Annotated in this window: 18 protein-coding genes; 11 read left to right on the forward strand and 7 right to left on the reverse strand. The window is 38.2% G+C overall.

Annotated elements, in window-relative coordinates:
* The 5 genes from DUT70_RS19275 to DUT70_RS19295 form a co-directional block, all read right to left on the reverse strand.
* Positions 1–3550, reverse strand: a 3550-nt coding sequence (locus DUT70_RS19275) for a LamG-like jellyroll fold domain-containing protein (protein ID WP_205529845.1), incomplete at its 3' end; no start/stop codon positions are given.
* 104 nt (positions 3551–3654) lie between these two features.
* Positions 3655–4854, reverse strand: a complete 1200-nt coding sequence (locus tag DUT70_RS19280) for a helix-turn-helix domain-containing protein (protein WP_128353402.1) — start codon at positions 4852–4854, stop codon at positions 3655–3657.
* Positions 4855–5011: 157 nt separating this feature from the next.
* Complete coding sequence (locus DUT70_RS19285) at positions 5012–7441, reverse strand: TonB-dependent receptor domain-containing protein (protein WP_113648999.1); 2430 nt, start codon at positions 7439–7441, stop codon at positions 5012–5014.
* A gap of 343 nt (positions 7442–7784) precedes the next feature.
* A complete protein-coding gene (gene leuS, locus DUT70_RS19290; RefSeq protein WP_113649000.1) occupies positions 7785–10565 on the reverse strand; it encodes a leucine--tRNA ligase in 2781 nt (926 codons plus the stop codon).
* 118 nt (positions 10566–10683) lie between these two features.
* Positions 10684–11106 (reverse strand): hypothetical protein, encoded by a 423-nt coding sequence (locus tag DUT70_RS19295; protein ID WP_113649001.1) that lies wholly within the window; start codon positions 11104–11106, stop codon positions 10684–10686.
* Between the two features lie 283 nt (positions 11107–11389).
* Here DUT70_RS19295 and DUT70_RS19300 point away from each other — a divergent pair, with 283 nt between their 5' ends.
* The 11 genes from DUT70_RS19300 (at position 11390) to DUT70_RS19350 (ending at position 20854) form a co-directional block, all read left to right on the forward strand.
* On the forward strand, positions 11390–12268 hold the full coding sequence (locus DUT70_RS19300) for a cell division protein FtsX (protein ID WP_113649002.1): 879 nt from the start codon (positions 11390–11392) through the stop codon (positions 12266–12268).
* Complete coding sequence (locus DUT70_RS19305; RefSeq protein WP_113649003.1) at positions 12268–12495, forward strand: DUF3098 domain-containing protein; 228 nt, start codon at positions 12268–12270, stop codon at positions 12493–12495. Before DUT70_RS19300 ends, DUT70_RS19305 begins: the two co-directional genes overlap by 1 nt.
* 59 nt (positions 12496–12554) lie before the next feature.
* Positions 12555–13349 (forward strand): undecaprenyl-diphosphate phosphatase, encoded by a 795-nt coding sequence (locus tag DUT70_RS19310; RefSeq protein ID WP_113649004.1) that lies wholly within the window; start codon positions 12555–12557, stop codon positions 13347–13349.
* Entirely contained in the window at positions 13349–14092 is a 744-nt protein-coding gene (gene truB / locus DUT70_RS19315; RefSeq protein ID WP_113649005.1) for a tRNA pseudouridine(55) synthase TruB, read from the forward strand. Before DUT70_RS19310 ends, truB begins: the two co-directional genes overlap by 1 nt.
* Positions 14093–14094: 2 nt before the next feature.
* Positions 14095–14958, forward strand: coding sequence for a YitT family protein (locus DUT70_RS19320; protein WP_113649006.1), 864 nt, complete (start codon positions 14095–14097; stop codon positions 14956–14958).
* A gap of 12 nt (positions 14959–14970) precedes the next feature.
* Complete coding sequence (locus DUT70_RS19325) at positions 14971–15915, forward strand: bifunctional riboflavin kinase/FAD synthetase (RefSeq protein WP_113649007.1); 945 nt, start codon at positions 14971–14973, stop codon at positions 15913–15915.
* Between the two features lie 76 nt (positions 15916–15991).
* A complete protein-coding gene (locus DUT70_RS19330) occupies positions 15992–16324 on the forward strand; it encodes a hypothetical protein (protein ID WP_128353403.1) in 333 nt (110 codons plus the stop codon).
* Between the two features lie 60 nt (positions 16325–16384).
* Positions 16385–18610, forward strand: coding sequence for a cation:proton antiporter domain-containing protein (locus DUT70_RS19335; protein ID WP_113649009.1), 2226 nt, complete (start codon positions 16385–16387; stop codon positions 18608–18610).
* 57 nt (positions 18611–18667) lie between these two features.
* Complete coding sequence (locus DUT70_RS19340) at positions 18668–19708, forward strand: DUF2157 domain-containing protein (protein WP_113649086.1); 1041 nt, start codon at positions 18668–18670, stop codon at positions 19706–19708.
* 181 nt (positions 19709–19889) lie between these two features.
* Positions 19890–20282, forward strand: a complete 393-nt coding sequence (locus DUT70_RS19345; protein WP_113649010.1) for a group III truncated hemoglobin — start codon at positions 19890–19892, stop codon at positions 20280–20282.
* A gap of 131 nt (positions 20283–20413) precedes the next feature.
* Positions 20414–20854 carry a hypothetical protein gene (locus DUT70_RS19350; protein ID WP_113649011.1) on the forward strand — a complete coding sequence of 147 codons (441 nt, stop codon included), beginning with the start codon at positions 20414–20416 and terminating at the stop codon, positions 20852–20854.
* Between the two features lie 136 nt (positions 20855–20990).
* On the opposite strand, the gene DUT70_RS19355 is transcribed toward DUT70_RS19350, so the two are convergent.
* Entirely contained in the window at positions 20991–21647 is a 657-nt protein-coding gene (locus DUT70_RS19355; protein WP_113649012.1) for a LysE family transporter, read from the reverse strand.
* Positions 21648–21661: 14 nt separating this feature from the next.
* Positions 21662–24463 carry an excinuclease ABC subunit UvrA gene (gene uvrA, locus DUT70_RS19360; protein ID WP_113649013.1) on the reverse strand — a complete coding sequence of 934 codons (2802 nt, stop codon included), beginning with the start codon at positions 24461–24463 and terminating at the stop codon, positions 21662–21664.
* Between the last annotated feature and the right edge of the window lie 401 nt (positions 24464–24864).

The following is a 24864-nucleotide window of genomic DNA, read 5'->3' on the forward strand; positions in this document are numbered from 1 at the left end:
CCGAACTTAAACCAGAAGGAATAATGGTGTAAGTATTTGCAGCAATAGCCCCTTGTGAGGTACCTGAATAATTAATGGTACCAGTGGTGCTATTTGCAACATTGTCACTAGCGATAAAACCTGCATAGGTAACATCGTTTCCACCAGTATAAGCTACTTTGTCGTAAGTTTTGGTTGCATTTTGCGCAGTTACGGTTAATGTAGCTTTATTAATAGCTAAAGTTCCATTAGCATAAGTAATGACATAGTTGTCCGAACTTAAACCAGAAGGAATAATGGTGTAAGTATTTGCAGCAATAGCCCCTTGTGAGGTACCTGAATAATTAATGGTACCAGTGGTGCTATTTGCAACATTGTCACTAGCGATAAAACCTGCATAGGTAACATCGTTTCCACCAGTATAAGCTACTTTGTCGTAAGTTTTGGTTGCATTTTGCGCAGTTACGGTTAATGTAGCTTTATTAATAGCTAAAGTTCCATTAGCATAAGTAATGACATAGTTGTCCGAACTTAAACCAGAAGGAATGATGGTGTAGTTATTAGCTACGTTGATCGCATTTTGCGAGGTACCACCGTAAACAATTGTTCCAGTTACGCTGTTCGCAGCATTATCTCCAGTAATAAATCCAGTATAGCTGATTCCATTTCCACCGGTATAAGCAACTTTATCATAAGTTTTAGTGGCGTTTTGTGCTGTTACTGTAAGTGGGGCTTTATTGATGGTTAAAGTTCCATTAGCGTAAGTAATGGCATAGTTGGCCGAAGTTAATCCCGAAGGAATAACGGTGTAGTTGCTGGCAACGTTGATTGCATTTTGTGAAGTACCTCCGTAAACAACTGTTCCAGCTATGCTGTTTGCAGCATTATCCCCAGTAATAAATCCAGCATAGCTGATTCCATTCCCGCCTGTATACGCAACTTTATCATAAGTTTTAGTAGCGTTTTGCGCTGTTACTGTAAGTGGAGCTTTATTGACTACCAATTGTTTAGTAACATTAGAGGCAGCATTGTAAAGACTGTTTCCTGCTTGCTTAGCGATGATATTTACCGTTCCTGCTTTTTTAATCGTTACCGTAGTCCCTGAAACACTCGCAATCGTTTCATCACTGCTTTCGAAAGTAACAGTCAAATTGGATGTCGATGTAGCGCTTAGTGTAAAACTTGCATCACCATAGGTTTTCGCAGTCAAATCTGCAAATGTAATGGTTTGATTGCTTTTTGTGGTAGCTGCAGTTTTTACATTTGAATAAGTTCCTTGGGTATTTACCGAAGTTTTATTTGCCCTAACTCTGAAATAGTAAGTCCTGTTTGCAGTGAGTCCAGTTACCGCAAATTCATTAACATTGCCTACATCTTTATTCAGATATCCCGGAACAAAGCTTGAGAAGTTTGAACTTTCAGAAACGTCTAACAGATAATTGTCAACCACGCCTGTAATTGGGGTTTGCCATTTAGCGGTGAAACCTTCTCCCGTGATATCAGCAGCATCTTGTAGTACTGGAGCCACCAAGGCATAGCTTTCTGTATAATTTGATGCTGAACCTGTTTTCGCAAAACCATTTAAGATACCATTTCTAGTATTTGCAGTAGCATCTAAGGTTGTAGTGATAGCGGTGTTATTACCGTCAGCAATACCTTCAGAGAATTTGTAGTAGGCTTGCAGTCCTGCTGTAGCTGGATCTATTTCTTGATACATTCCGGCTTGAATTTGAGCTTGTGTAAGTTGGACGTTCCAAATTCTTACCTCATCTAAACTCCCTTTAAAATATCTGTTGCTATAAGGATCATTCCATTTACCTAAATGCAAAGGATCAGCGGAATTAGTCATTCCAGTTGGCGTTTGTGCAGTACCAACCACAACGCCATTTAAATATAGGGTTAAGGTTGAATTTGCACCATTATGCGTAGCGGCTACGTGATACCATCTATTCGCTACTAAATTAGAAGTTGGGTAGTCGACGTGCCTATCTAGGCCTCCGCCCATGGCAAATACGGCAAGTTGTCTGTTATAAATTATAAGTTCAAGGCCATTGCTACTGGTACTTTTACTAATAATTTCTTGCTCATTAACCAAATCATTGAACTTCACCCAAGCTTCAATGGTTTTCATGTTACGGGCATCGAAAGTATTCGCATTCCCAATTTGTACAAAATCACCACTACCGTCAAAGGTTAAGGCATTACCTGGTGGCTTAATGCCCACGGTTAGGGTCGCAGTAACAGAAGCTCCATCATAAAAACCATCCGCAGCTTGCGTAGCAGTGATGGTGGTTGTACCAGCGCCCGTGATCGTAACCATATTACCAGAAATGGTAGCTACGCCAATGTTACTACTTGTATAAGTAAAAGCACCCGCACTGTTTGAACTTGGCGCGGTTAAAGAAAAATTGGCATCTCCAATTGACTTACTGATATCAGCGAAACTACCAACAGTTGGCGCACCTTTAACGGTAATGATAAATTCTTGGTCTGTGGTTTGAGTACCGTTATCAGCAGTAATTTTTACATTGTGTGTACCAATGTGAGCTTGTGTTGGTGTACCTGTTAACACTGCTCCAGTTTGAAGACGGTACTGCTTGGAGTCAAGACGATTACCGAAAACTAAAGTGCCATTTGAACTAAGTGTCATCGAATAAGTGGACATATTAGACGCAACAGTTACTGAAGAACTTAAGTCTGGGGTAAATTTAAGTATGGTGCTATTCCCGTAAACAGAAACGTAAACATAGCCAGCTCTATCTACCTTAACGTCACTCAAATTACCAGTGAAAGTTATAGGCAATGTAGTGAAAGTGGCTCCATCCCACCTCTGCAAACGTTGACCGTTCCATGACGCTATTAGTAATTTACCCTCGCTATCAAATGCCACACCAAATGGGCCACCCAATAAGCCAGTACCTGTGGTCGCTAAATCAGTAGCTTGGAAATCAGAAATTCTTATTCTAACCAGTTTACCAGAACCATAAGAGGCGCAATATAAATACCCATCTTTTTGGGCCAAACTTATAATTTTTGCAGCACTATAAATCGAGCTTTCACCTGCTGCAGGATTATTCATGGCTATCCTTGTTAAACCAGAAGTACCCCCTGTATAATAAGGCACATACATAAACCCATCATGTATCATTAAAGATAAAACAGTTCCCGTACCCCTGTTAGCCCAAACACTAGAATTTCCATCAGGTGTTATTTTATAAATCTTGGTATCAGAAAAAGAAGTAATATAGGTATTGCCGTCGTCATCCTGTACTATTCCTCCTGGATTAGCTAGGGTCATTCCAAATTCAGTCGGAGTATTTTGCCCACTAGCAGAAAAGCTTAACCAACTTGGTAATGTTGGTGCGGTAAATGTGATATTGTTATTCCCTGGGTCTGTAGCGAAAAGGGAATAATTGTAAGGCGTACCCGCTTTAGCATTGGTTACAGGGGTAGAATTAAACGTTGGTGCTTGAGCGTTAACGTTAGCATTGAGCCATAATGAAATGAGAACTAGCAAAGCCATACCCACATCACTAAAATTGAATGCAAATTTCTTGTAGAATTTCTCCATAAATTGTTAATTAATTTTCGTGGATAAAATTCATCAATAAACATTGAAAACGAGGCTTTTATTCCTCACTCAATGTACTAGATTCTAGAAATTAGTACATCTTTTTAAGCCGTTTTTAGCTTTAAAGTTCCAATGTAAGCAGAGGGAGATAGACCCATCTGCTTTTTAAAAGCAGTAAAAAAAGAATTTCGAGACGTGAAACCAGCCTCATTGGCTAAGGCTTCTAGGGTAAGAAATTTATGGTCGCCTATTTCGAGTCTTTGTACAATATATTTAATGCGCCAGACATTAACATAAGCATTAAAATTCTGCTCATAATAAGTATTTAGCAGTTCTGAAAGTTTATAACTGGGGATATCTGCTGCTACCGCTAGTTTGCTTAAAGTTAATCCTGTTTCTAAATAGATCTTACTTTTCGAAAGGTATGCTTCTAAATGATCAATCAATTCAAAATCAGGTAATATTGGCGTTACTTCTTCTTTAAATAAGCTTTGTTTACTTAATGGCTTTTCCTGAACGGTGCTTGAATCAGTATGAGCAATATTTTCCCCATTCAAAACAAAATGCCCATAAATAAAGTTTGGGTTCACAAAAAAAGCGCCTCCCAAGGTTAAGAAACATAACGCTAAAAAGACAATCATTTTGCTAGAATTAAGGATGATTGCTGCAGAAGTTTTATCAAATAACACCGCTAAATTTAAAGTGAGTATCATCCCAAAGGTTATCAAACAGATCATGGTAATCCCATACATCCACTTCTTACTTTTTTGGGTTAAACTTGCTGATATTGCTGCATTTTTAATTAAATGGTATTGAAGTACCGTGTAAATCAATGCCGTTAAGGGCCAAGTAAACCAATGCCAAATGCCTACTACATATTTTGCGCCACTAAAGGAATAGTTCTGATCTTTTGCAATCTGATCTACCACATACTGCTGACCAACATCATCTAAAAGGCAATAAGGCATGATGGAGCAAATAGCCGGAATTGTCACCAGCAAATGAAGTAGATCTATTTTGCGGAAAGAAGTGTATTGAGGATAGATTGTCCCTCTAATATATAAATAAAAACACGGTCCAATGAGATAGTAAAAAGGCAATCCCTTATTAAACAAATATGGGTAATGACGAATATACCCCGTGCTGGTGAGAAGGTACATCACCGCATACCAGATAATACCCGCAATACCAATGCAGAGCAATAGGTTTTGGTAACGTCTGCCCCGCCCAAATAGAATAAGCAAAACGACAATTAGAGAAAATATAAATATACCTCCAATAACTGCCAAATGAAAAAGAAGCAATGTTTGTTGTGTTGGTTGTTCACAAAAATAAACGTTTTTAAACAACTAAAAGGAGTAAAAATAAAAAAGTGAGATAAATCATTTGTTCTAAACGGCTTATAAAAAAAGGCCGCTCAAATCATGAACGGCCTTTTAATCTTATATTTTTAAATCCTACTTATTTACCTTGACCCATGCCGCCCATGCCGCCGCCTTGTTGTTGGTCTTGTTTCATGTCGTCATTTTTGATCTTTTTCTTCTCAGTAAATTTCAGCTTACCGAATTTGTAGCTAAAGTTTAAGCTAATTTGACGTAATGGATAGTAAATATTAGTGGTTTGATAAGTATCATCCGATTGAGTTACTGTTTTGATATGTAAATCTCTGTTGAAAGGATTTAACATGTTCAGACCAATAGAAGCTTGTTTCTTCATGATGTCTTTTTTCACCGCACCTCCGTAAAAGAACATCGGATCTGTTTTACTTTGATAAGTATAACGCGGCGAGTTCACCACACCGTACAATTCTAAATTCCAACCACCTTTAAATGCTGTAGCAGATCTCAGGAACAAGTTATAGTTCAAATAGGTTCCTTCATTCATCCCTCCTAAGGCATTAGCAGTTTTTCTGATCTCATAGGTATTTACACCCAGATTGGTCATCAAAGTCCATTTTGGAGTTGGATTGTATGAAGCAAATAAGTTAGCTCCAAAACTTTGAGTAGTACCAACGTTAGCATAAGTAGTTAAAATTTTACCCGTGCTTCCGTTCTCAGTATACTTTTGATTAATACTTTCAATAACATTCCTTGTATTTCTATAAAATAACGAAGCATTAATCATTGAGCCTTTAATAAAGGTTGAATAACCCAACTCTACGTTGTGGCTCAACTCAGGGTTCAAATCAGGATTACCCTGCATTAAACTATACGGGTTTGTTCTATTAAGGAATGGATTTAAATAAGCCAAACTTGGACGTTGTACCCTTTTGTTATAAGCTAACTTTAAGGTACTTGTTGGATTAATTGCCTGAGAAAGTATGGCATTTGGAAACAAATTAAAATAGTCATTTTTATTTAGGTTTCCATTCACATCCACAAAACTAATCTCGGTGTATTCACCTCTTACCCCACCTTTAAACTTAATCTTGTCAGTTAAATTAAAAGCGATGGTAGAATAAGCAGCACCTACATTTTGGTCGTAGTCAAAATCTCGTTCAGAATCCTGAGAAAATTCACTTTTAATATTCCTTAAAATACCTTTTGCACCTGCTTCAAAAATTATAGTTTTACTAAATGGATAGATATAATCTGTTTGTAAAGTATATTCTCTGTTTTTACCAATATTGTTGCTTTCGTCATATGAAATTGGTGCTCCAGCAGCAGTACGTTCATCATTTACGAACTCATTGTTATTTCTACCTAGTGTTAATTGACCTGCGACAGAAAATTCTTCTCCTTGTTTTTTACTGGTACGTCTGTAGTCTAAGTTCCAATCCAAGTTTCCATTAGACATATCGCTATTACCAACAATGTTACCAGTAGGTATACCGTTGGCAAAAATATTCGAGCCAGAACTTCCACCGTTGTAAAAAGTATTGTATTTAGCGTTAGTGCTTAAGTTATTATAAGCGTTGAAATCGTAATCTAAACCTAAGCTACCATTAAATCCTTCTCTTTTCCAATCAGACATTCCATTTTGTAAAATGTCTCCTACACTTATTTTGTTCAAGAAAGCTGTTTTGGTTTCTTGTGGATAAGCAAGAAAACCACCCAAAGCTGTATTCGCACTAAAACGACCGCTTTTAGCTGTTAAGTTTAAGCTACCGTTATTTTGGCGAGTACCTGCCGAAGCATTTACTGAACCGCTTACACCTTCTGCATTGCTCTTTTTAGTAATGATGTTGATGATACCACCAGAACCTTCTGCATCATATTTAGCAGATGGGTTAGTAATAACCTCAACGCTTTTAATCTGCTCTGCAGGGATCATTTTCAAGGCATCAGCTACGCTGTTAGCCATCGTACCAGAAGGCTTTCCATTAATCAATACCCTAACAGCGCTTCCCCTCAATTGTACATTACCATTAATATCTACCGATAGCATTGGCACTTTACGCATCACGTCAGTAGCGTCACCACCAGCATTGGTCGCATCTGCCTCCGCGTTGTACACCATACGGTCGATCTTATTTTCAACTACATTTTTCTTGCCTTCAATCGTCACTTCTTTCAAAGTGCTTGAGTTACCTGCCAAGAATAAATTACCTAAGTTATTATCTGGTTTTTCTGGCGTTGTTTTTACAGCGATTGTTTTAGTGGCATAACCAATAAAACCCACAATCATTTTGTATTCGCCTGGTGCAATATTTTGGATAGATACTTTACCTTTCGCGTCGGTAAGACCTCCGTTAACGGCTTTAGCTGTTTTAGCATTTACCAATGAAACCGTAGCATATTCTACAGGTTGTTTACTTACCGAATCTAAAATAGTAGCCGAAACACGCCCTGTCACTTTTGGAGCTGCATTGCCTCCACCCATCATCGGGAATTGAGCTTTTGCATTCACCATCATCAATAAAGCGGCACAAATTAGTAGTAGTTTTTTCATATTATTTTGTTGTTTGTACGTATTAGTCTTTCAAAGGTATTTTTTGTTACAGTGTCGTTAAAGCATTTTTTTCCTATTTGCACAAAACTGTCGGTGAATGGTATTTTTTAGGCGGCGAATGGTTTGGCCTTCTTGCTCTTTGAGAATTATTTTAGAGATTAGACAGGCGTAGAATCATCATTGCGAGGAACGAAGCAATCCTACAACAATCGCTAGGCGATAAAATATCACTTTAAGATTGATTCGTTCTTTGCAATGACGTAGTATCTACGTCTATTGAAAGTCCAATAAAAAAAGCTCCGATATAAAACCAGAGCCCTTTCATTATTTATAGTATAGTATCCTAAACTACAATATTTACAATCTTTCCTTTAACAAAGATGATTTTCTTAGGGCTTGCGCCATTTAAAAATCCTTGCACTTGCTCATTGGCCAAAACTGCTGCTTCGGCATCTTTTGCTTCCAAGGTTAAACTCAAGTTCAAGTTCATCTTCATTTTTCCATTGATGGAAATTGGATAAGCAAATTCATCCTCTACCAAATATTCTGGATTGAAAACTGGATATTTCGCAGTAGATAAATCTTTATTACCTAATAACGACCATAGCTCTTCGCAAATATGTGGCGCATAAGGAGCCAAAACCACTACCAATTCCTGTAAGATTGCTCGCTTATTACATTTCAAATCGGTCAATTCGTTCACGGCAATCATAAAACTTGAAACCGACGTATTGAAAGAAAAACGCTCAATATCTTCCTGTACTTTTTTAATGATTTTATGCAACGACTTCAATTCGGCTTTGCTAGGCGCTTCGTCGCTCACAGTAAATTCCCAAGCTTCATTATGGAACAAACGCCAAAATTTACGCAAGAACTTAAATACACCCTCAATACCATTGGTATTCCAAGGTTTGCTTTGCTCTAAAGGTCCTAAGAACATTTCGTACATCCTCAATGTGTCCGCTCCGTATTGAGCGATCAATACATCAGGATTTACTACGTTGAATTTAGATTTCGACATCTTCTCCACTTCAACGCCGCAAATGTATTTGCCGTTTTCTAACACAAATTCTGCATTAGCAAACTCATCCCTCCACACTTTGAACTTCTCGATATTTAAAACATCATTCTCCACGATGTTTACATCAACATGTAGGGCAATGGTTTTATAATCTTTTCTAAGGTTAAAAGAAACCAACTTGTTTGTTCCTCTTCCCTCTTCATCCACTACACGATAAACAAAATTACTTCTACCTTGGATCATGCCTTGGTTGATCAATTTCTTGAAAGGTTCTTCTTCTTTTGAGAAGCCTAAATCTTTCAAAAACTTGTTCCAAAAACGGCTGTAAAGCAAGTGCCCTGTAGCATGTTCAGAACCTCCAATGTACAAGTCTACATCTTTCCAATAATCAACTGCTTTTGGATCTGCAAAAACTTGATCATTTTGGGCATCCATATAACGGTACCAGTACCAGCTACTGCCCGCCCAACCTGGCATGGTCGAAAGTTCGTACTCATATTTACCTTCATATTTCCAACCTTCGGCCCTGCCTAGTGGCGGTTCACCTGTTTCTGTTGGCAAATATTTATCAATTTCTGGCAATAATAATGGTAATTCTTCCTCTTTCAACAAGTAAGGCAAGCCATCTTTAAAATATACGGGAATTGGTTCGCCCCAATAACGTTGGCGACCAAAAATAGCATCACGTTGACGGTAATTGATTTTCGCTTTTCCTACGCCTTGGTCTTCTAACCATTGGTTCAAGAAAGCAACCGCCTCTTTATAGGTCATTCCATTAATGAAACCCGAATTGATATATTTTCCTTCTTTAGTAGGATCAGCTTGTACATCAATTTCCTTTTGGCTATCTAAAATTTGTACAATAGGCAAATTGAAATTCGTGGCAAACAACCAGTCGCGTTGGTCGCCACTTGGCACGCCCATTACAGCACCAGTTCCATAACCTGCCAACACATAATCAGCAATCCATAACGGCACACGCTCGCCACTCACTGGATTAATGACATAAGTCCCAGTAAAAGCACCAGAAACGGTTTTTGCATCAGCCATGCGGTCCAATTCAGATTTCTTTTTGGTTTGCGCAATATAATCTTCAATTTCAGCTTTTTGTACTGGCGTGGTCAATTGAGCAACCCATTCGTGCTCAGGTGCCAATACCAAATAAGAAACGCCAAAAATAGTATCTACCCTGGTAGTGAATACTTCTATCTGCAAATCGCTGTTTTCAACTTTAAACTTTACCGAAGCGCCTGAGCTTTTACCAATCCAGTTACGTTGCATTTCTTTCATTGGCTCTGGCCAATCAATCGTATCCAAGCCCTGCAACAAGCGTTCTGCATAGGCAGTAATACGCATGCTCCACTGCATCATTTTCTTTTGCTCTACTGGATAGCCACCACGTTCCGAAAAACCATCTTTCACTTCATCGTTTGCCAATACCGTACCCAAAGCTGGACACCAGTTCACGGTGCTTTCTTTCAAATAGGTCAAACGATATTTCAACAGCTCTTCTTGTTTTTCTTCTTCCGAGAAATTAGCCCAATCACTTGGCAAGAAAGTTCTGGTATCCTCATCACAAGCTGCTTTAATATCAGCACTACCAGCAGCATTGAATTTTTCAATTAAGGTCGAAATAGATTCCGCTTTGTCTGTCTCTAAATTATACCAAGAGTTAAACAATTGCATAAAAATCCATTGTGTCCACTTATAATAAGATGGCTCACTAGTGCGCACCTCCCTGCTCCAATCGAATGAAAATCCGATTTGGTCCAGTTGACGACGATACGTATTGATATTAGTTTCGGTGGTTACCGCTGGATGCTGTCCGGTTTGTATCGCATACTGCTCTGCAGGTAAGCCAAACGAATCGTAACCCATAGGGTGCAATACGTTAAAACCTTTTAAACGTTTGTATCTGGCAAAGATATCAGAAGCGATATAGCCCAGTGGATGTCCTACGTGCAAACCTGCTCCCGAAGGATACGGAAACATGTCTAAAACATAGTATTTCGGTTTGTCTGAATTGGCTTCGGCTTTAAATGATTGGTGATCGGCCCAGTATTTCTGCCACTTTTCCTCTATGGCTGCAAATTGATAATCCATTAATATGCTGTTTCTAAATAGTTTGCAAAAGTACGGAAATTAAGCCTGTTTTGGTAAAGCTTTAAACAAAAAACACCGCTACGGGAAATAGCGGTGCTTCATTCACTTATTTTTGGTTTTATCGATATAGATAATAGGTTTCTGTTACTTTGGGATTTGATCCAGTAACCGTTCCTGTAAATTGAGCTTTGCCATCCGTAATTTGGTCCATTTGACAAACCAAGCTTTTACCAGAAATGGTCAAATATAAGGTTTGATCTACAGTAGTAGTAAAGGTCCCTAAACTAGTATTGGCTCCTAATTTTACTTCAACATCATTGTTTTCACTTTTTCTGAAGTCCATGTAATCTGATGTCTGATAATTTTGCGTAACCGCTCGAGGACCTGTTTCTGTTTCGGTGGTAGTTACCACTTTCTCTACCGACCATCTACCAAAAAGCTTTTCTGAAAGGGGTTTGGTGGCTTCATCCTGCTTTTTACAACTGCTGAAAGTAACCATAGCAATTAAGATAGCGCCTAGCAATACAACTTTTTTTCTCATTTGTTTTACGGGTTAGGGTTATTTAACTGCGCAACTTAGATGACATTCCGTTAACAATCCGTGTGCCACTCGTAATTGATCAAACAAAAAACATGCTTTGCTAAACGCTGATATGATAGATTCTCCTCTACAAAAACTTTGTTAAGGAATGTTAAAATACATGAAACCAAAACATTTTTTCACAATTTTGAATAGATAAAAAAGTTGTTTAGACAAAACAATAAGCGCATAATTTAAGTTTTAGCTTATCTTTACTTATTTTCGCAAAAACAATTAAGTACATATGGAAGAATTCGAAGTAAGCCAAGCCGCAAAAAAAACCAAAACAGTGTATGTTTCTACTATTTTCAGTATTGCATTAGTGTTGTTAATGTTGGGCATGCTTGGTTTAATCTTAGTACACGCCAAAAACTTGTCTAACTATGTAAAAGAAAACATTGTACTTAATATCATTGTAGACGAAGGCGCTAAAGAAACAGAAGTGCTCGCGTTCAAGAAAAACTTGGACAATAACATTGCGGTTAAACAAACGCAATACGTAAATAAGGAGGTAGCACAGCACAATCTAACCAAAGATTTGGGTGAGGATTTTGTGAACTTTTTAGGTTATAACCCGCTACTTTCAACCATTGATGTCTATTTAAAGGCTGATTATGCCAACAACCAAAATATTGATGCTTTAAAGAAAACCATTGAGAAAGATCCTATCGTAAAAGAAGTAGTTTATCAAAGTTCACTAATTGATATGGTGAACAAAAACATCAATACCATTAGCTTAATTGTATTGGGTTTTGCAGCCATTCTTTTAATTATTGCAGTTGCTTTAATTAACAACACCATTCGTTTGGCCATTTTCTCACAACGTTTCCTCATCAAGAGCATGCAATTGGTAGGCGCTACCAAAAATTTCATTAGGCGGCCTTTTATTTTAGTGGCAGCGTTACACGGCATCATTGCCTCATTCATTGCAATTATTATCCTTTTAGGATTATTATACTACGCTCAACAAGAGTTGCCAGAAATCATCATCCTTAGAAACTTTACCGAATTTGGTTTGGTATTTATCAGCATGATCGCTATTGGCATTTTTATCACTGCAATCAGTACTTGGTTTGCGGTAAGCAAATATTTACGTTTAAAAATTTACGATTTATATAGATAATGGCAGATCAAAAATCAACTTCTGCAACGCAGAAACAAAAAGAAGAATTGGTCTTCAGCAAAAAGAATTATCAATTACTATTAATCAGCATCGCTATTGTAGTACTTGGCTTTTTATTGATGATGGGTGCTGATGGTGACATTTATGACACGAGAAGAACATTGATTGCTCCTGTAGTTGTATTGTTCGGCTTTGCATTTGGCGTTTACGCTGTATTGAAAAAATAGCATCATTTGAAGGCGACATACCAATCGCCCCTCATCATTCTAAAAACGTAAATTTCTAAATGAATTATTTACAAGCACTCATCCTTGCTATTATTGAAGGGTTAACCGAGTTTTTGCCCGTTTCCTCGACTGGACACATGGTGATTGCAAGTTCTATCATGGGCATTGCTACCGACGACTTTGTGAAACTTTTTACCATTGCCATACAACTTGGGGCTATTTTAGCCGTAGTGGTGATTTACTGGAAGAAATTTATAAACCTCAACAGTTTTGCCTTTTATGTAAAATTAGCCATTGCGGTAGTACCAGCCTTACTTTTTGGGTATTTACTGAACGATTTTATCGACAACAAACTAGGCAATCCCATTTTTATTGCCGTTATTCTATTAGTTGGCGGTATTGTCCTGTTGTTTATTGACAAGCTATTTAAAAACCCCACGGTAAACGACGAAAGCAAGATTACCAATGCTACCGCTTTCAAAATTGGTCTTTACCAAGTATTGGCGGTTTGTTTTCCAGGTTTGAGCAGAAGTGCCGCTACTATTATTGGCGGTATGCAACAAAAGCTTACCAAAAATGCTGCAGCAGAATTTTCATTTTTCCTAGCGGTGCCTACCATGGTGGCTGCTACTGGATATAAACTGCTGAAAGGCTACGAACTTTTAAATGCCGAAAACATCAAGATATTACTTTTCGGAAATGTGGTGGCCTTCATTGTTGCCATCATCGCCATTAAGTCTTTCATTAGTTTCTTAACAAAACACGGCTTCCGTATCTTTGGGTGGTATAGAATTGCAATAGGCATCCTTATTTTAGGATTGTACTTTGCTGGGATTGAAATTACGATACTTTAATGCTGAACGAAGAAAAATCGAACACTGAATTTCCAGACTTTAATTTTCCAGAAGGAGAACTCCTACTCATTAACAAACCTTATGAGTGGACTTCATTTGATGTGGTTGGAAAAATCAGGAATACCCTAAAGCCGCTAAAACTGAAAGTGGGCCATGCAGGTACACTTGATCCCTTAGCAACTGGCTTATTGATTGTTTGTACGGGTAAACTCACCAAACAAATAGACACTTTCCAAGCTGAAGAAAAGGAATACACTGGAACCCTAATTTTGGGCGCTACCACACCTTCTTTTGATATGGAAACCGAAGTAGATGCTAAATTTGATATTTCGGGCATTACCGAAGCGGAAATTTACAATGCCACTAAACCTTTTATTGGTGATATCTCTCAATATCCACCAGCACACTCTGCCGTAAAAGTGAATGGGGAACGCCTGTATGTAAAAGCACGTTTGGGCGAAGAAGTAGAACTGAAAAAACGCTTCGTTTCCGTACCTGAGTTTGAAATTACCAGAATTGCCTTACCTGAAATAGACTTTAGGATTGTTTGTAGCAAGGGCACTTACATCAGATCATTAGTTTCTGATTTTGGCAAAGCGCTTAACAATGGAGCCTACCTCTCTAAACTAACACGTACCAGAAGCGGCAACTTTTTATTGAGCAATGCTTTTGAGCTCAAAGAGTTGATTGCTTATCTTCGTAGTAAGAAAGAAGAAAATAAGAACACCGCTAACCAACCTTAGTGATGCAAGTAAACAGCAAGGCAGAAAGAATACGTACAGCAAAAGAAATCCTCTTTATGTGCTTAGGTGTAATATCCGCATGTTTTGGTTTGAAGAGTTTTTTAATGCCCGAACATTTTATTGATGGTGGGGTAACAGGCATTTCTCTATTGATAAGTACCCTTAGCGAGTGGAAACTTTCCTATCTGATCATCGTCATTAATATTCCCTTCATCATTTTAGGTTATAAACAAATTGGACCAGTTTTTGCCTTAAAAACAGCCATTGCAATCACAGCATTATCGCTTTGTTTGATTTTCATCCCCTTTCAGCCCATTACCCACGAAAAGGTTTTGGTAGCCTTTTTTGGTGGTTTCTTTTTGGGAGGCGGAATTGGCTTGGCCATGCGTGGCGGCTGCGTAATTGATGGTACCGAGGTATTGGCCCTTTATATTAGCAGAAACAGCCAGCTTACCGTTGGCAATATCATCTTCATGCTCAATATTGTCATTTTCCTTTTTGCCGCATATTTTATCAATATCGATACGGCGCTATACGCCATTTTAACTTATCTTTCGGCAACCAACACCATCGATTTTATTGTCAACCGATTAGAAGCTTACACTGGTGTCACCATTATTTCAGAAGAAAATGAAGTCATCAAAGCATTTATCATCAACGAAATGAAACGTGGTGTTACCATCTACAAAGGCGAAGGTGGTTATTTGCAGAAAAAAGACATTGACATCATCTACACTGTGGTTACCAAATTAGAACTGAGTAAACTACAAGACAAGATTGATGAAATAGACCCTAACGCTTTCGTAGTTCAACAACAAATTGCCGATCTGAAGGGTGGCGTAGTCAAACGTCAGGCTTTCCATTAAAAGATTTTTGCTTTGAAAATATATCATCAGCTATCCGATTTCAAGAAATTAGACAATGCAATAGTAACCATTGGTACTTTCGACGGGGTTCATTTTGGACATCAGAAAATTATTAAACGACTTTGTGAGTTGGCCAAAAATTCAGAAGGAGAAAGCGTACTACTTACTTTTTTTCCGCATCCAAGGATGATTATCGACCCCGAAAATCAAGAGTTGAAGATGATCAACACTATTGAAGAGAAAGCGCAGATATTGGCTAGCTTAGGTGTTGACCACTTGATCATTACCCCATTCACTAGAGATTTTTCTAATTTAAGTGCCAACGATTACATCAAGAATATTTTAGTAGACGCTATTGGAACTAAAAAAATCATCATCGGTTACGACCACCGTTTTGGCAAGGATAGATTAGGAAATATTAGCACGTTGGTAGAAAATGCTAGCTCCTACGGTTATCAAGTGGAGGAAATACCCGAACAAGATATCAATGATGTTGCCGTAAGCTCAACCAAAATACGAAAAGCCTTATTGGATGGCGATGTAGCCCTGGCCAACAGCTATCTGGGCTATGCTTTTTCCATTTATGGCCCAGTAATTAAAGGTGATAAAATTGGTAGGACCATTGGGTTCCCTACTGCAAATATCTTCGTACCCGAAACCTACAAACTCATTCCTGGGGATGGCATTTATGCCGTTACCGTGGAAATGGGAGAAGATAAAAATCCTGAAGTATATCGTGGAATGGCCTACATTGGACAACGCCCAACGATTAATGGGATGACTAGAAACATTGAAGTAAACATTTTCGACTTCAACCGTGAAATTTATGGTCAAAATATTAAGATGAACTTTTTAGCCTTTTTAAGGGAAGATGTAAAGTTTACTGGCTTAGAAGCCTTGACCAAACAACTTCAAAAAGACAAAGAAGAAACCTTGGCTTTTTTTAAAGGAAAATAACATCCAAGTGTCTGTTTAGAGGCCCAGGCCTATTCCATAGCTCAAAAAATCAATATTTTTTAGTATTTTAGAGGCTATGAGATTTATGCTACTCTTTTGCGGATGGTTGTTGGCTTGTTGCTTTTCGTTATCTGCCAGCGAAACCATCTCCTCTACTCCAAAAGATTTATCTAGCTATATCTCATTTAGCACTGATTCTCAAAAAAATAAAAAAACTGCTTTTGTAAAAATCAAACTGCTTTTGCAAAAAGCCAGGCTAATTTTAGCGGAATATACGTTAACTAAAATTGCCGATAAAAAACCTCACATTTCTACCCCTGATGACCTTAAACTAAAAGGTTCATTTTTTAAATACTTCGATTACAAAGCAGCATTCAACTACCTGTTACCTAAACATGCGTTTTGGTAAATACCATTTTGCCCTTACAAACAAAATAGTAAACAACTCAACAACACATTTTTTGCTTAGATGACACACTTACCGGTACTCATTGCAGACTTAGGATTAATACTTGCAGCAGGTGGTATCACCACTATTATTTTCAAAAAAATTAAACAGCCATTGGTTTTGGGCTATATCATTGCAGGCCTTCTAGTTGGCCCGCATTTTAAATTTACGCCAACCGTTTCCGACAATGCCAACATTACCATTTGGGCCGAAATTGGGGTAATTTTCTTGCTTTTTAGCCTTGGTTTAGAATTTAGCTTCAAGAAACTGGTAAAAGTTGGAGGCTCCTCGTCAATTACAGCGTTGGTAGAGATTATCGGCATGTGTTTGATTGGCTATCTTGCAGGCAAACTCATGGGCTGGAAAACGATGGACAGTATTTTCTTAGGTGCCGTCCTCTCCGTTTCTTCAACCACCATCATTATTAGAGCTTTTGATGAATTGGGTGTAAAGCATAAAAAGTTTGCCAATTTGGTTTTTGGGGCACTTATTGTAGAAGATTTAGCGGCCATTTTAATCATGGTATTGCTCACCACCGTAGCTGTAAGTCAGCAATTTGCAGGTGCTGATATGTTGATTTCTATCCTTAAATTAAGTTTTTTCCTTATTCTTTGGTTCTTAGGTGGTATTTTCATTATCCCAACATTTTTAAAGCTTACCAAAAAACTCATGAACGACGAGATGCTCCTAGTAGTGTCTTTAGCTTTATGTTTAGTAATGGTAATTTTGGCAGTAAAAGTAGGTTTCTCTCCTGCCTTGGGAGCTTTCATCATGGGATCTATTTTAGCAGAAACTACGCAAGCAGAAAAAATTGAGCATCTCACGAAGTCCGTTAAAGACTTATTTGGAGCCATTTTCTTTGTATCGGTAGGCATGCTGATTGATCCTAAAATATTATTCGCCTACTGGCAACCAATCTTGATTATTACAGGCATCACCATTGTAGGTAAATTGATTACCACAGGAAGTGGTGCTTTATTATCGGGCCAGCCCTTAAAAACATCGGTACAAACAGGATTGAGCTTAACCCAAATTGGAGAGTTCTCCTTCATTATCGCTACACTAGGCTTAAGCCTAAAAGTAACTAGCGATTTCTTATATCCTATTACGGTAGCTGTATCAGCCATCACCACCTTTACTACCCCCTACCTCATTAAATATTCCGAAAATTTCTATAACTTTTTGGCCAAGATACTCCCTCAAAAATGGTTAGATGCCATTAGTCGATATAGTAGCAGTACGGAGGGTATTACTACTTTGAGCGACTGGAAGGTTTTGTTGAGGTCATACATTGTAAATACCATTATCCACTCGGTAATCATCATCGCCGTTATATTTTTGGCTTCGCGTTACTTACACCCATTTATTGAGAACAATATTACCAATGGCAAAAACGGTGTCATTATAAATGTAATCATTTCGTTCTTGATCATGTCGCCATTTTTATGGGCCTTATCTATTAAAAGGATTGAAAAAACAGCCTATTCTCACCTTTGGCTTAATAAAAAATATACCCGCGGACCACTAATTGCCATCGAAATTTTCAGAATTGCCTTAGGGATCTTTTTTGTAGGCTTCTTGATGTACGAGTTTTTCGATACTTGGATTGCTGCAGGCATTGCATTAGGCCTAATCATCTTGGTGATGATTATCTTCTCACGTAAACTACAGAGCTTTTACGAGCGTATGGAAAACCGATTCTTTTACAATCTTAACGCAAGAGAAGCGGCAAAAAAACAACCTGAAATTTTACCTTGGGACACCCACTTGTTGGAACTTACGGTAGCACCAGAATCGAAATTGGTGGGACAAACCTTGGTAGATTTAGCCGTACGAGAAAAATACGGCATCAATATCGCCATGATTGAGCGGGGAAAGATCATGATTCCTACCCCAAAACGAGATGAACGTCTGTATCCTAACGACAAAGTTCTGGTGATTGGAACGGATGATCAATTGGCCAGTGTTAAACATCTTTTTGACGGCGAAAACGTGGAAATTGATGAAGAAGAAAGTTTCCCGAAACAAGACATGTCACTGCAAAAGATTGTCATCAACAGTAAATCGCCAGTATTTGGGCAAACCATTAGAGACAGTGGAATTAGGGAAAAAACCCAAGGTTTGGTAGTAGGTATAGAAAGAAATGGCCAACGTATTTTAAACCCAGATTCAAACCTTGTTTTTGAAAATGAGGACATTGTTTGGATTGTTGGAAACAATAAGCGCATTCCAGAGCTATTGAAATAAAGCCGAAAAAACTATATTTACGGTGCCGATGTTATATAATTATTGGCGCAAGCTTCCATGAAAAAAATAGATCGCGATCATAGTGAGTTTTTAGATGAAATGCTAGATTACTGGCAATCTGAGAAACTGCTAACTGATACCGAGGCACAGAAACTTAAAGACAGCTACGAACCTAAAGCCTTCGATTGGAGGCGGCTAGCTCAATATTCTTTTTGGATTGCCATGGGCTGTGGGGTGGTAGCACTTAGTGCATTGCTCGTAGATAAATCTTTACTCGATTATCTTAAAAACCTGTACAATACGCCCAACATCATCATCAGTATTGTTTCAGCACTATTGGCTGCAGCTTGTTATGTGTTTGGAATTCGCCGAAAGAAGCATAAGCCTCAACAAGTTTTCAGTAACGAGGCCATTATTTTTTCGGGCGTAATGCTTACGGCAAATGCAGTAGCCTATTTAGGCAAGGCATTAAACAGCACCAGTAACCATTTCTCTATACTCATTCTTTTTTCGGTCATCATTTATTTGAGCTTAGCTTATTTCTTTAAATCGAGATTGATTTGGGCATTTGCCCTATTAGCTTTGGGCGCGTGGTTTGGCACCGAAACTGGCTACCTTTCTAGAGGAAACTGGTATTTTTTAGGACTTAACTATCCGCTAAGGTTTGTGGCTTTTGGTCTTTGCCTTACTTTCATATCCATATTACTGCGTAGGAGTCAAAAACTCTCCTATTTCTTCGATATCACCTACTTTGGTGGACTACTTTATCTATTTACTTCGTTACTGTTACTTTCTGTTTTTGGAAATTATGGCAGCTTAGAAGAATGGTATAGCATTAAACAGATCTCCTTATTTTATTGGGCAATTATTTCTGCTGTGGTTTGTGTGATTTCCATTGTTATTGGTTTAAAGAAAAATGACACCATGCTTAGGGAATTTGGGATCATCTTTTTGTTCATCAACCTTTACACCCGATATTTCGAATACTTTTGGGATAGCTGGCATAAGGCAATATTCTTCTCCGTTTTGGGCATTTCTTTCGTACTGATTGGCCGCAAGGCTGAAAAAATATGGAGCTTGGAATTTATGAAGAAGTAGATAACTCAAACCTCTTAGGTTTTAAAAACCTAAGAGGTTTAGGCTTACGAAGTTTTAAAAATTTAGTAAGTCTCTCTCAAACTAAATTCAAGATTTTGATGATGATTAAGCAATTACATGACTTGCATCAGAAAAAATACACTTAGATAAGCCGTATCTTTGTATCACAAAGAAATCCAAAATGGCAAGGGCAGACATTAGCAATATAGAAGACATTCAATTATTGGTTAATACATTTTATTCACGAGTACAAGGAAACGAGCTTTTGGGGCCAATTTTCAATGGCATTTTAAAGGATAGATGGACTGAGCATTTGGAAAAAATGTATCGCTTTTGGCAAACCATTTTGCTTGAGGTGCCAACCTATTCTGGAAGTCCGTTTCCGCCGCACGCTAAATTACCTGTAAGCCAGCTTCATTTCGATACCTGGCTACAACTTTGGCATGGCACACTTGATGATTTTTTTGTTGGTGAAAAAGCAGAGGAAGCTAAATGGCGAGGCAGCCGAATGGCAGAAATGTTTATGTATAAAATTGACTACTACCGCAACAATAATGCGAAACCATTATTGTAACAGGCTTCCGCTAGTGTTTTCATCGTTCTTCATTGGGAAGTAAAGATTAATTCTACAACACTCGCTTTAAGATTGCCTTCCCAAAAATCGGGACAGGCTGTATATTGCAATAACGTCTTAATACAAAAATCATGAAATCAAAAGTAGAACAGCCTTTAGCACTTATTTGCACTTTTACTTGGATAGGCTTTATATGTTCCATTAGCTTTATGGAGGCTTGGCTGAAATTTAGAGCTCCTGGGGTTACCTTACCCATTGGTTTAGGTATAGGCCGATTGGTTTTTGCTGCTTTAAACAAAGTGGAATGGGTATTTGCTGTAGCCATTTTAATCAGTAATATCCGAACGGTTAGAAAAATTAAAATCAGTCCGTTTTATGTGATCGTTGTTTTGATACTGATTTTGCAAACAGTGTGGCTATTGCCTGCGCTAGATTCTAGAGCCCTACTTTATATTGAAGCAAAACCCGTTCCTCCTTCTTCGATGCATTTATACTTTGCTATAGCCGAAGGAATTAAGTTTGTGCTTCTACTTGTTTTCGGAATTAGGCTATTTAAATTGGAAAGAGCATAGCTTAAGACTTTCATAAAACCTCGCAGGTTTTCGAAACCTACGAGGTTTCAGGGACAGTAACGACAACAAAAAGATAGTAGCGCACAGCAGGGCTACCGCACCCAATGGAATACGGCATTTGCTTTTCAAATAAGATTTAAGACCAGTACGCGATTAATTGTTTGACGATGAGATAAAGCGCCAGGCAATAAAGAAAAATAGCAATCCCTTTATTGATGATGCGGCTACTTAACGTAAATTTCTCTTGGATGTATTTTGCAAAATAGGCGTAAGCATAAAGGGCCAAACCTGAACCTACACCTGAGCCTATGCTGAAAATCACGAGAGAAAGATAATCAGTAGTGACCCACTCGTGCAGGATGATATAGTTGCCAAAAAATAACCAGAACGGGATTTGAACGGGGTTAAGCACGCCCAAAACCAAACCATAAATCACACTGCCTCTTCTGCTTTCCTCCGTTTCTTTAGGTTGATGTACCTTGTCTCTATTTTTCCAAGCTAAGGTTGCCATTACCAATAGCAATACAATCATAAAAACATCGACCAAAAAGCTGAGCTTAAAACTACCCACTTTAATGGCTTCAATATCCACATCGCTAGAAACCCAGCGAGCAAAACGCATCATTCCGAAGGTGAAAAATACCTCTACACAAGAGAAAGCGAGGATAAAGCCCCAAGCTTGGCGCATTCCTCTATTGATGGTTAATCGGGCTAAAGTAAGGTTAATGTTCCCTGGGGGGATGTACCCCATCGCATTAAGAGCAACGCCAATTAGAAATTCGAGCAAAAGCATAGGTTACGAAGTTACTATTTAAGGTGCGTTTTTAAAAACTGTCCAGTGTAAGAGTTTTCTACATTCACCAAATCTTCTGGTTTGCCTTCAAAAACTATGCCTCCGCCTTTGTCTCCTCCCTCTGGACCGATATCAATTACCCAATCGGCACTCTTAATCATGTCCATATTGTGTTCAATCACAATCACAGTGCTGCCTTGCTCTATCAATGTATTTAGTGCTTTCAACAGCTTTTTAATATCGTGGAAATGCAATCCAGTGGTAGGCTCATCAAAAATAAAAACCGCTTTTTGTGCATTGTTACCTTTGATTAGGAAAGACGCCAATTTAATCCGTTGCGCTTCACCTCCTGATAGTGTATTTGACGATTGTCCTAAATGTACATAGCCCAAACCTACATCAACCAAAGGTTGTAGCTTGGCCATAATTTTTGCCTCTTTAGCAAAAAATGCCACGGCTTCATCAATGGTCATATCCAACACATCAGAAACATTTTTGTCCTGATAGGTAACATCTAGTACTTGTTGCTTAAATCTTTTTCCGTTACAGGTTTCGCAAGGCAGATAAATATCAGCCATGAACTGCATTTCTATCTTTACTTCTCCTTCTCCCTGGCAAACATCACAGCGGCCTCCTTCAACGTTGAATGAAAATGCGGAAGGTTTTAATCCTGCTGCTTTAGCCGAGGCCTGCGAAGCATACAAGGTACGGATATCATCCCAAGCTTTTACGTAAGTTACTGGATTGGATCGTGACGACCTACCAATTGGATTTTGATCCACCATTTCTACTTGGTGTACCAAATCAATATTCCCGAAAATACCATCGTAAGAACCTGTTTGCTCACCAGCATAGTTACCAATTGCTTTCTGCAAAGCGGGATATAGAATTCGTTTGACTAAACTCGTTTTTCCAGATCCCGAAACGCCTGTTACGCAAGTAAAAACGCCCAAAGGAAATTTTACATTGATATTTTTGAGGTTGTTTTCTCTAGCGCCTTTAAGCAGGATATGATCTTGCCAGTTCCTACGTTTTTTAGGAATTTCAATGCTTTCCGCTCCAGACAGATATCTGCCAGTTAAAGATTTTTTATCTTTAATAATTTGATTATAGGTACCGCTAAATACTAAATTACCTCCCTGGGTACCTGCCTCGGGACCAATATCAATTAAATGGTCGGCAGCTTTCATCACTTCTTCTTCATGCTCTACTACTAAAACAGTATTGCCCACATTTCTCAGTGATTCAAGTACGCCAATGAGTCGGTGCGTATCGCGAGGATGCAAACCAATACTAGGTTCATCCAATACATACACCGAACCTACCAAACTACTTCCCAATGAGGTAGCCAAGTTTATCCGCTGACTTTCTCCTCCTGAAAGGGTATTTGATAAACGGTTAAGAGTTAAGTATCCTAAACCAACGTTATTTAGATATAAAATGCGGCTACTGATTTCAGAAAGCAAACGTTTAGAGATTTTTTGCTCATTAGCCGTTAAATCCAATCCATCAAAAAATGGCAAGATGGTAGAAAGTGGCATTAACACCAATTCTAAAATAGATTTACCACCTATTTTTACATAAGAAGCATCTTTACGTAAACGTGTGCCCTTACAATCAGGGCAAGTAGTTTTACCACGATAACGTGATAGCATTACACGATACTGTATTTTATAAGTTTGCTCTTCGAGCTCTTTAAAGAACTCATCCAAACCTCTGAAATATTTATTTCCTGTCCACAACAATTGTTGTTGCGCTTCGGTAAGTTCACTGTAAGATCTATGGATAGGGAAATCGAATTTGTCGGCATTTTTAACAAATTGCTTTAGCCAATCGCCCATTTTTTCGCCACGCCAAGGGGCAATGGCATTATCGTAAACACTTTTACTTTTATCAGGAACAACTAGATCTTCATCTATACCGATGATGTTCCCATAACCTTCGCAACGTTTGCAAGCCCCATAAGGATTATTGAAACTGAAAAAGTTTGGTGTTGGTTCTTCAAATTTTAAATCGTCTAATTCAAAACGATCGCAAAAGAAGTGCTGTTTGCCATCATGCTCTACATAACAATCACCTTTGCCTTCAAAAAAAGCGGTTTGTACCGAATCTGCAATGCGGCTTAGGGTTTCATCATCATGTGCTACCACAATACGGTCAATCAGGATAAAAACCTGATCTTCTGCAACCAACTCTTTATCTTGAACAGCATCGTCCTCTAAAATAGCTTCGATCTTTTTAACAGCGCCTAGATAAGACACCCTCAAAAAGCCTTTTTGCAGTAAAATGGCTAGCTCTTCTTTGATGGTTCTTTTGTTTTGGGGATGCAGCGGGCAGAAAACCGTTACCACTTCATCATCAGCCAAGGCAGATACAAAATCAACGACAGTACTTACAGTATCTTTTTTTACCTCGTTACCCGACACTGGGGAATAAGTTCTACCAATTCGAGAATAAAGTAGCTTAAGATAATCGTATATTTCTGTGGAAGTTCCAACGGTTGACCTAGGATTTGAAGTGATCACTTTTTGCTCAATGGCAATTGCAGGAGCAATGCCTTTGATATAATCAACATCGGGCTTGTTCATACGGCCCATAAATTGACGTGCGTAAGCCGATAGACTTTCTACATACCTCCGCTGGCCTTCGGCATACAATGTATCAAAGGCCAATGAAGACTTGCCCGAGCCCGACATGCCTGTAATGACTACAAATTTGTTTTTAGGAATAGCTACATCAATATTTTTTAAATTGTGTACCCTAGCCCCTTTAATTAGAATATGTTGATGTGGATCTTTCTCTAGTTCCTTGCTCATGAATTACCTCTTCGCTGTAATTTACAAAGATAACTTATTAAGTTGAAAACTATGGGCTGAAAGTCTAAAGCAGCTATTCAATTAAGTGTTAAAACTCTTAACTCTATTTCTAAGATTTCTCTACTGGTTTAACTTCAAAACTGTTTAAATTAATCCTTGTGTTGGTACAGATCCAAATCAATTATTTATAATTGGTATAAAATTTGACATAATATAGAAAGTCTTTTAACAACATTTAAACGAGGCAAATGAAATTGACGATCAAAAAGAGACCTATGATTTTAAGGTTTATTGGGCATTTTTACAATTTTTAACAATTTAATTCTTTGAATCTCACAAAAAAATGTTTCTTTTGAAATTGTAACACATTAACATTCATTATTCACCAACAAAAATTTAAA

This window comes from Pedobacter chitinilyticus (assembly GCF_003313385.1).
GTDB classification, from domain to species: Bacteria; Bacteroidota; Bacteroidia; order Sphingobacteriales; family Sphingobacteriaceae; genus Pedobacter; species Pedobacter chitinilyticus.

Excerpts from the sequence above, each read along its gene's own strand:
- DUT70_RS19285 (WP_113648999.1), bottom strand. The coding sequence starts at position 7,441 with ATGAAAAAACTACTACTAATTTGTGCCGCTTTATTGATGATGGTGAAT.
- leuS (WP_113649000.1), bottom strand. The coding sequence starts at position 10,565 with ATGGATTATCAATTTGCAGCCATAGAGGAAAAGTGGCAGAAATACTGG.
- DUT70_RS19295 (WP_113649001.1), bottom strand. The coding sequence starts at position 11,106 with ATGAGAAAAAAAGTTGTATTGCTAGGCGCTATCTTAATTGCTATGGTT.
- DUT70_RS19300 (WP_113649002.1), top strand. The coding sequence starts at position 11,390 with ATGGAAGAATTCGAAGTAAGCCAAGCCGCAAAAAAAACCAAAACAGTG.
- DUT70_RS19305 (WP_113649003.1), top strand. The coding sequence starts at position 12,268 with ATGGCAGATCAAAAATCAACTTCTGCAACGCAGAAACAAAAAGAAGAA.
- DUT70_RS19310 (WP_113649004.1), top strand. The coding sequence starts at position 12,555 with ATGAATTATTTACAAGCACTCATCCTTGCTATTATTGAAGGGTTAACC.
- truB (WP_113649005.1), top strand. The coding sequence starts at position 13,349 with ATGCTGAACGAAGAAAAATCGAACACTGAATTTCCAGACTTTAATTTT.
- DUT70_RS19320 (WP_113649006.1), top strand. The coding sequence starts at position 14,095 with ATGCAAGTAAACAGCAAGGCAGAAAGAATACGTACAGCAAAAGAAATC.
- DUT70_RS19330 (WP_128353403.1), top strand. The coding sequence starts at position 15,992 with ATGAGATTTATGCTACTCTTTTGCGGATGGTTGTTGGCTTGTTGCTTT.
- DUT70_RS19335 (WP_113649009.1), top strand. The coding sequence starts at position 16,385 with ATGACACACTTACCGGTACTCATTGCAGACTTAGGATTAATACTTGCA.
- DUT70_RS19340 (WP_113649086.1), top strand. The coding sequence starts at position 18,668 with ATGAAAAAAATAGATCGCGATCATAGTGAGTTTTTAGATGAAATGCTA.
- DUT70_RS19345 (WP_113649010.1), top strand. The coding sequence starts at position 19,890 with ATGGCAAGGGCAGACATTAGCAATATAGAAGACATTCAATTATTGGTT.
- DUT70_RS19350 (WP_113649011.1), top strand. The coding sequence starts at position 20,414 with ATGAAATCAAAAGTAGAACAGCCTTTAGCACTTATTTGCACTTTTACT.
- DUT70_RS19355 (WP_113649012.1), bottom strand. The coding sequence starts at position 21,647 with ATGCTTTTGCTCGAATTTCTAATTGGCGTTGCTCTTAATGCGATGGGG.
- uvrA (WP_113649013.1), bottom strand. The coding sequence starts at position 24,463 with ATGAGCAAGGAACTAGAGAAAGATCCACATCAACATATTCTAATTAAA.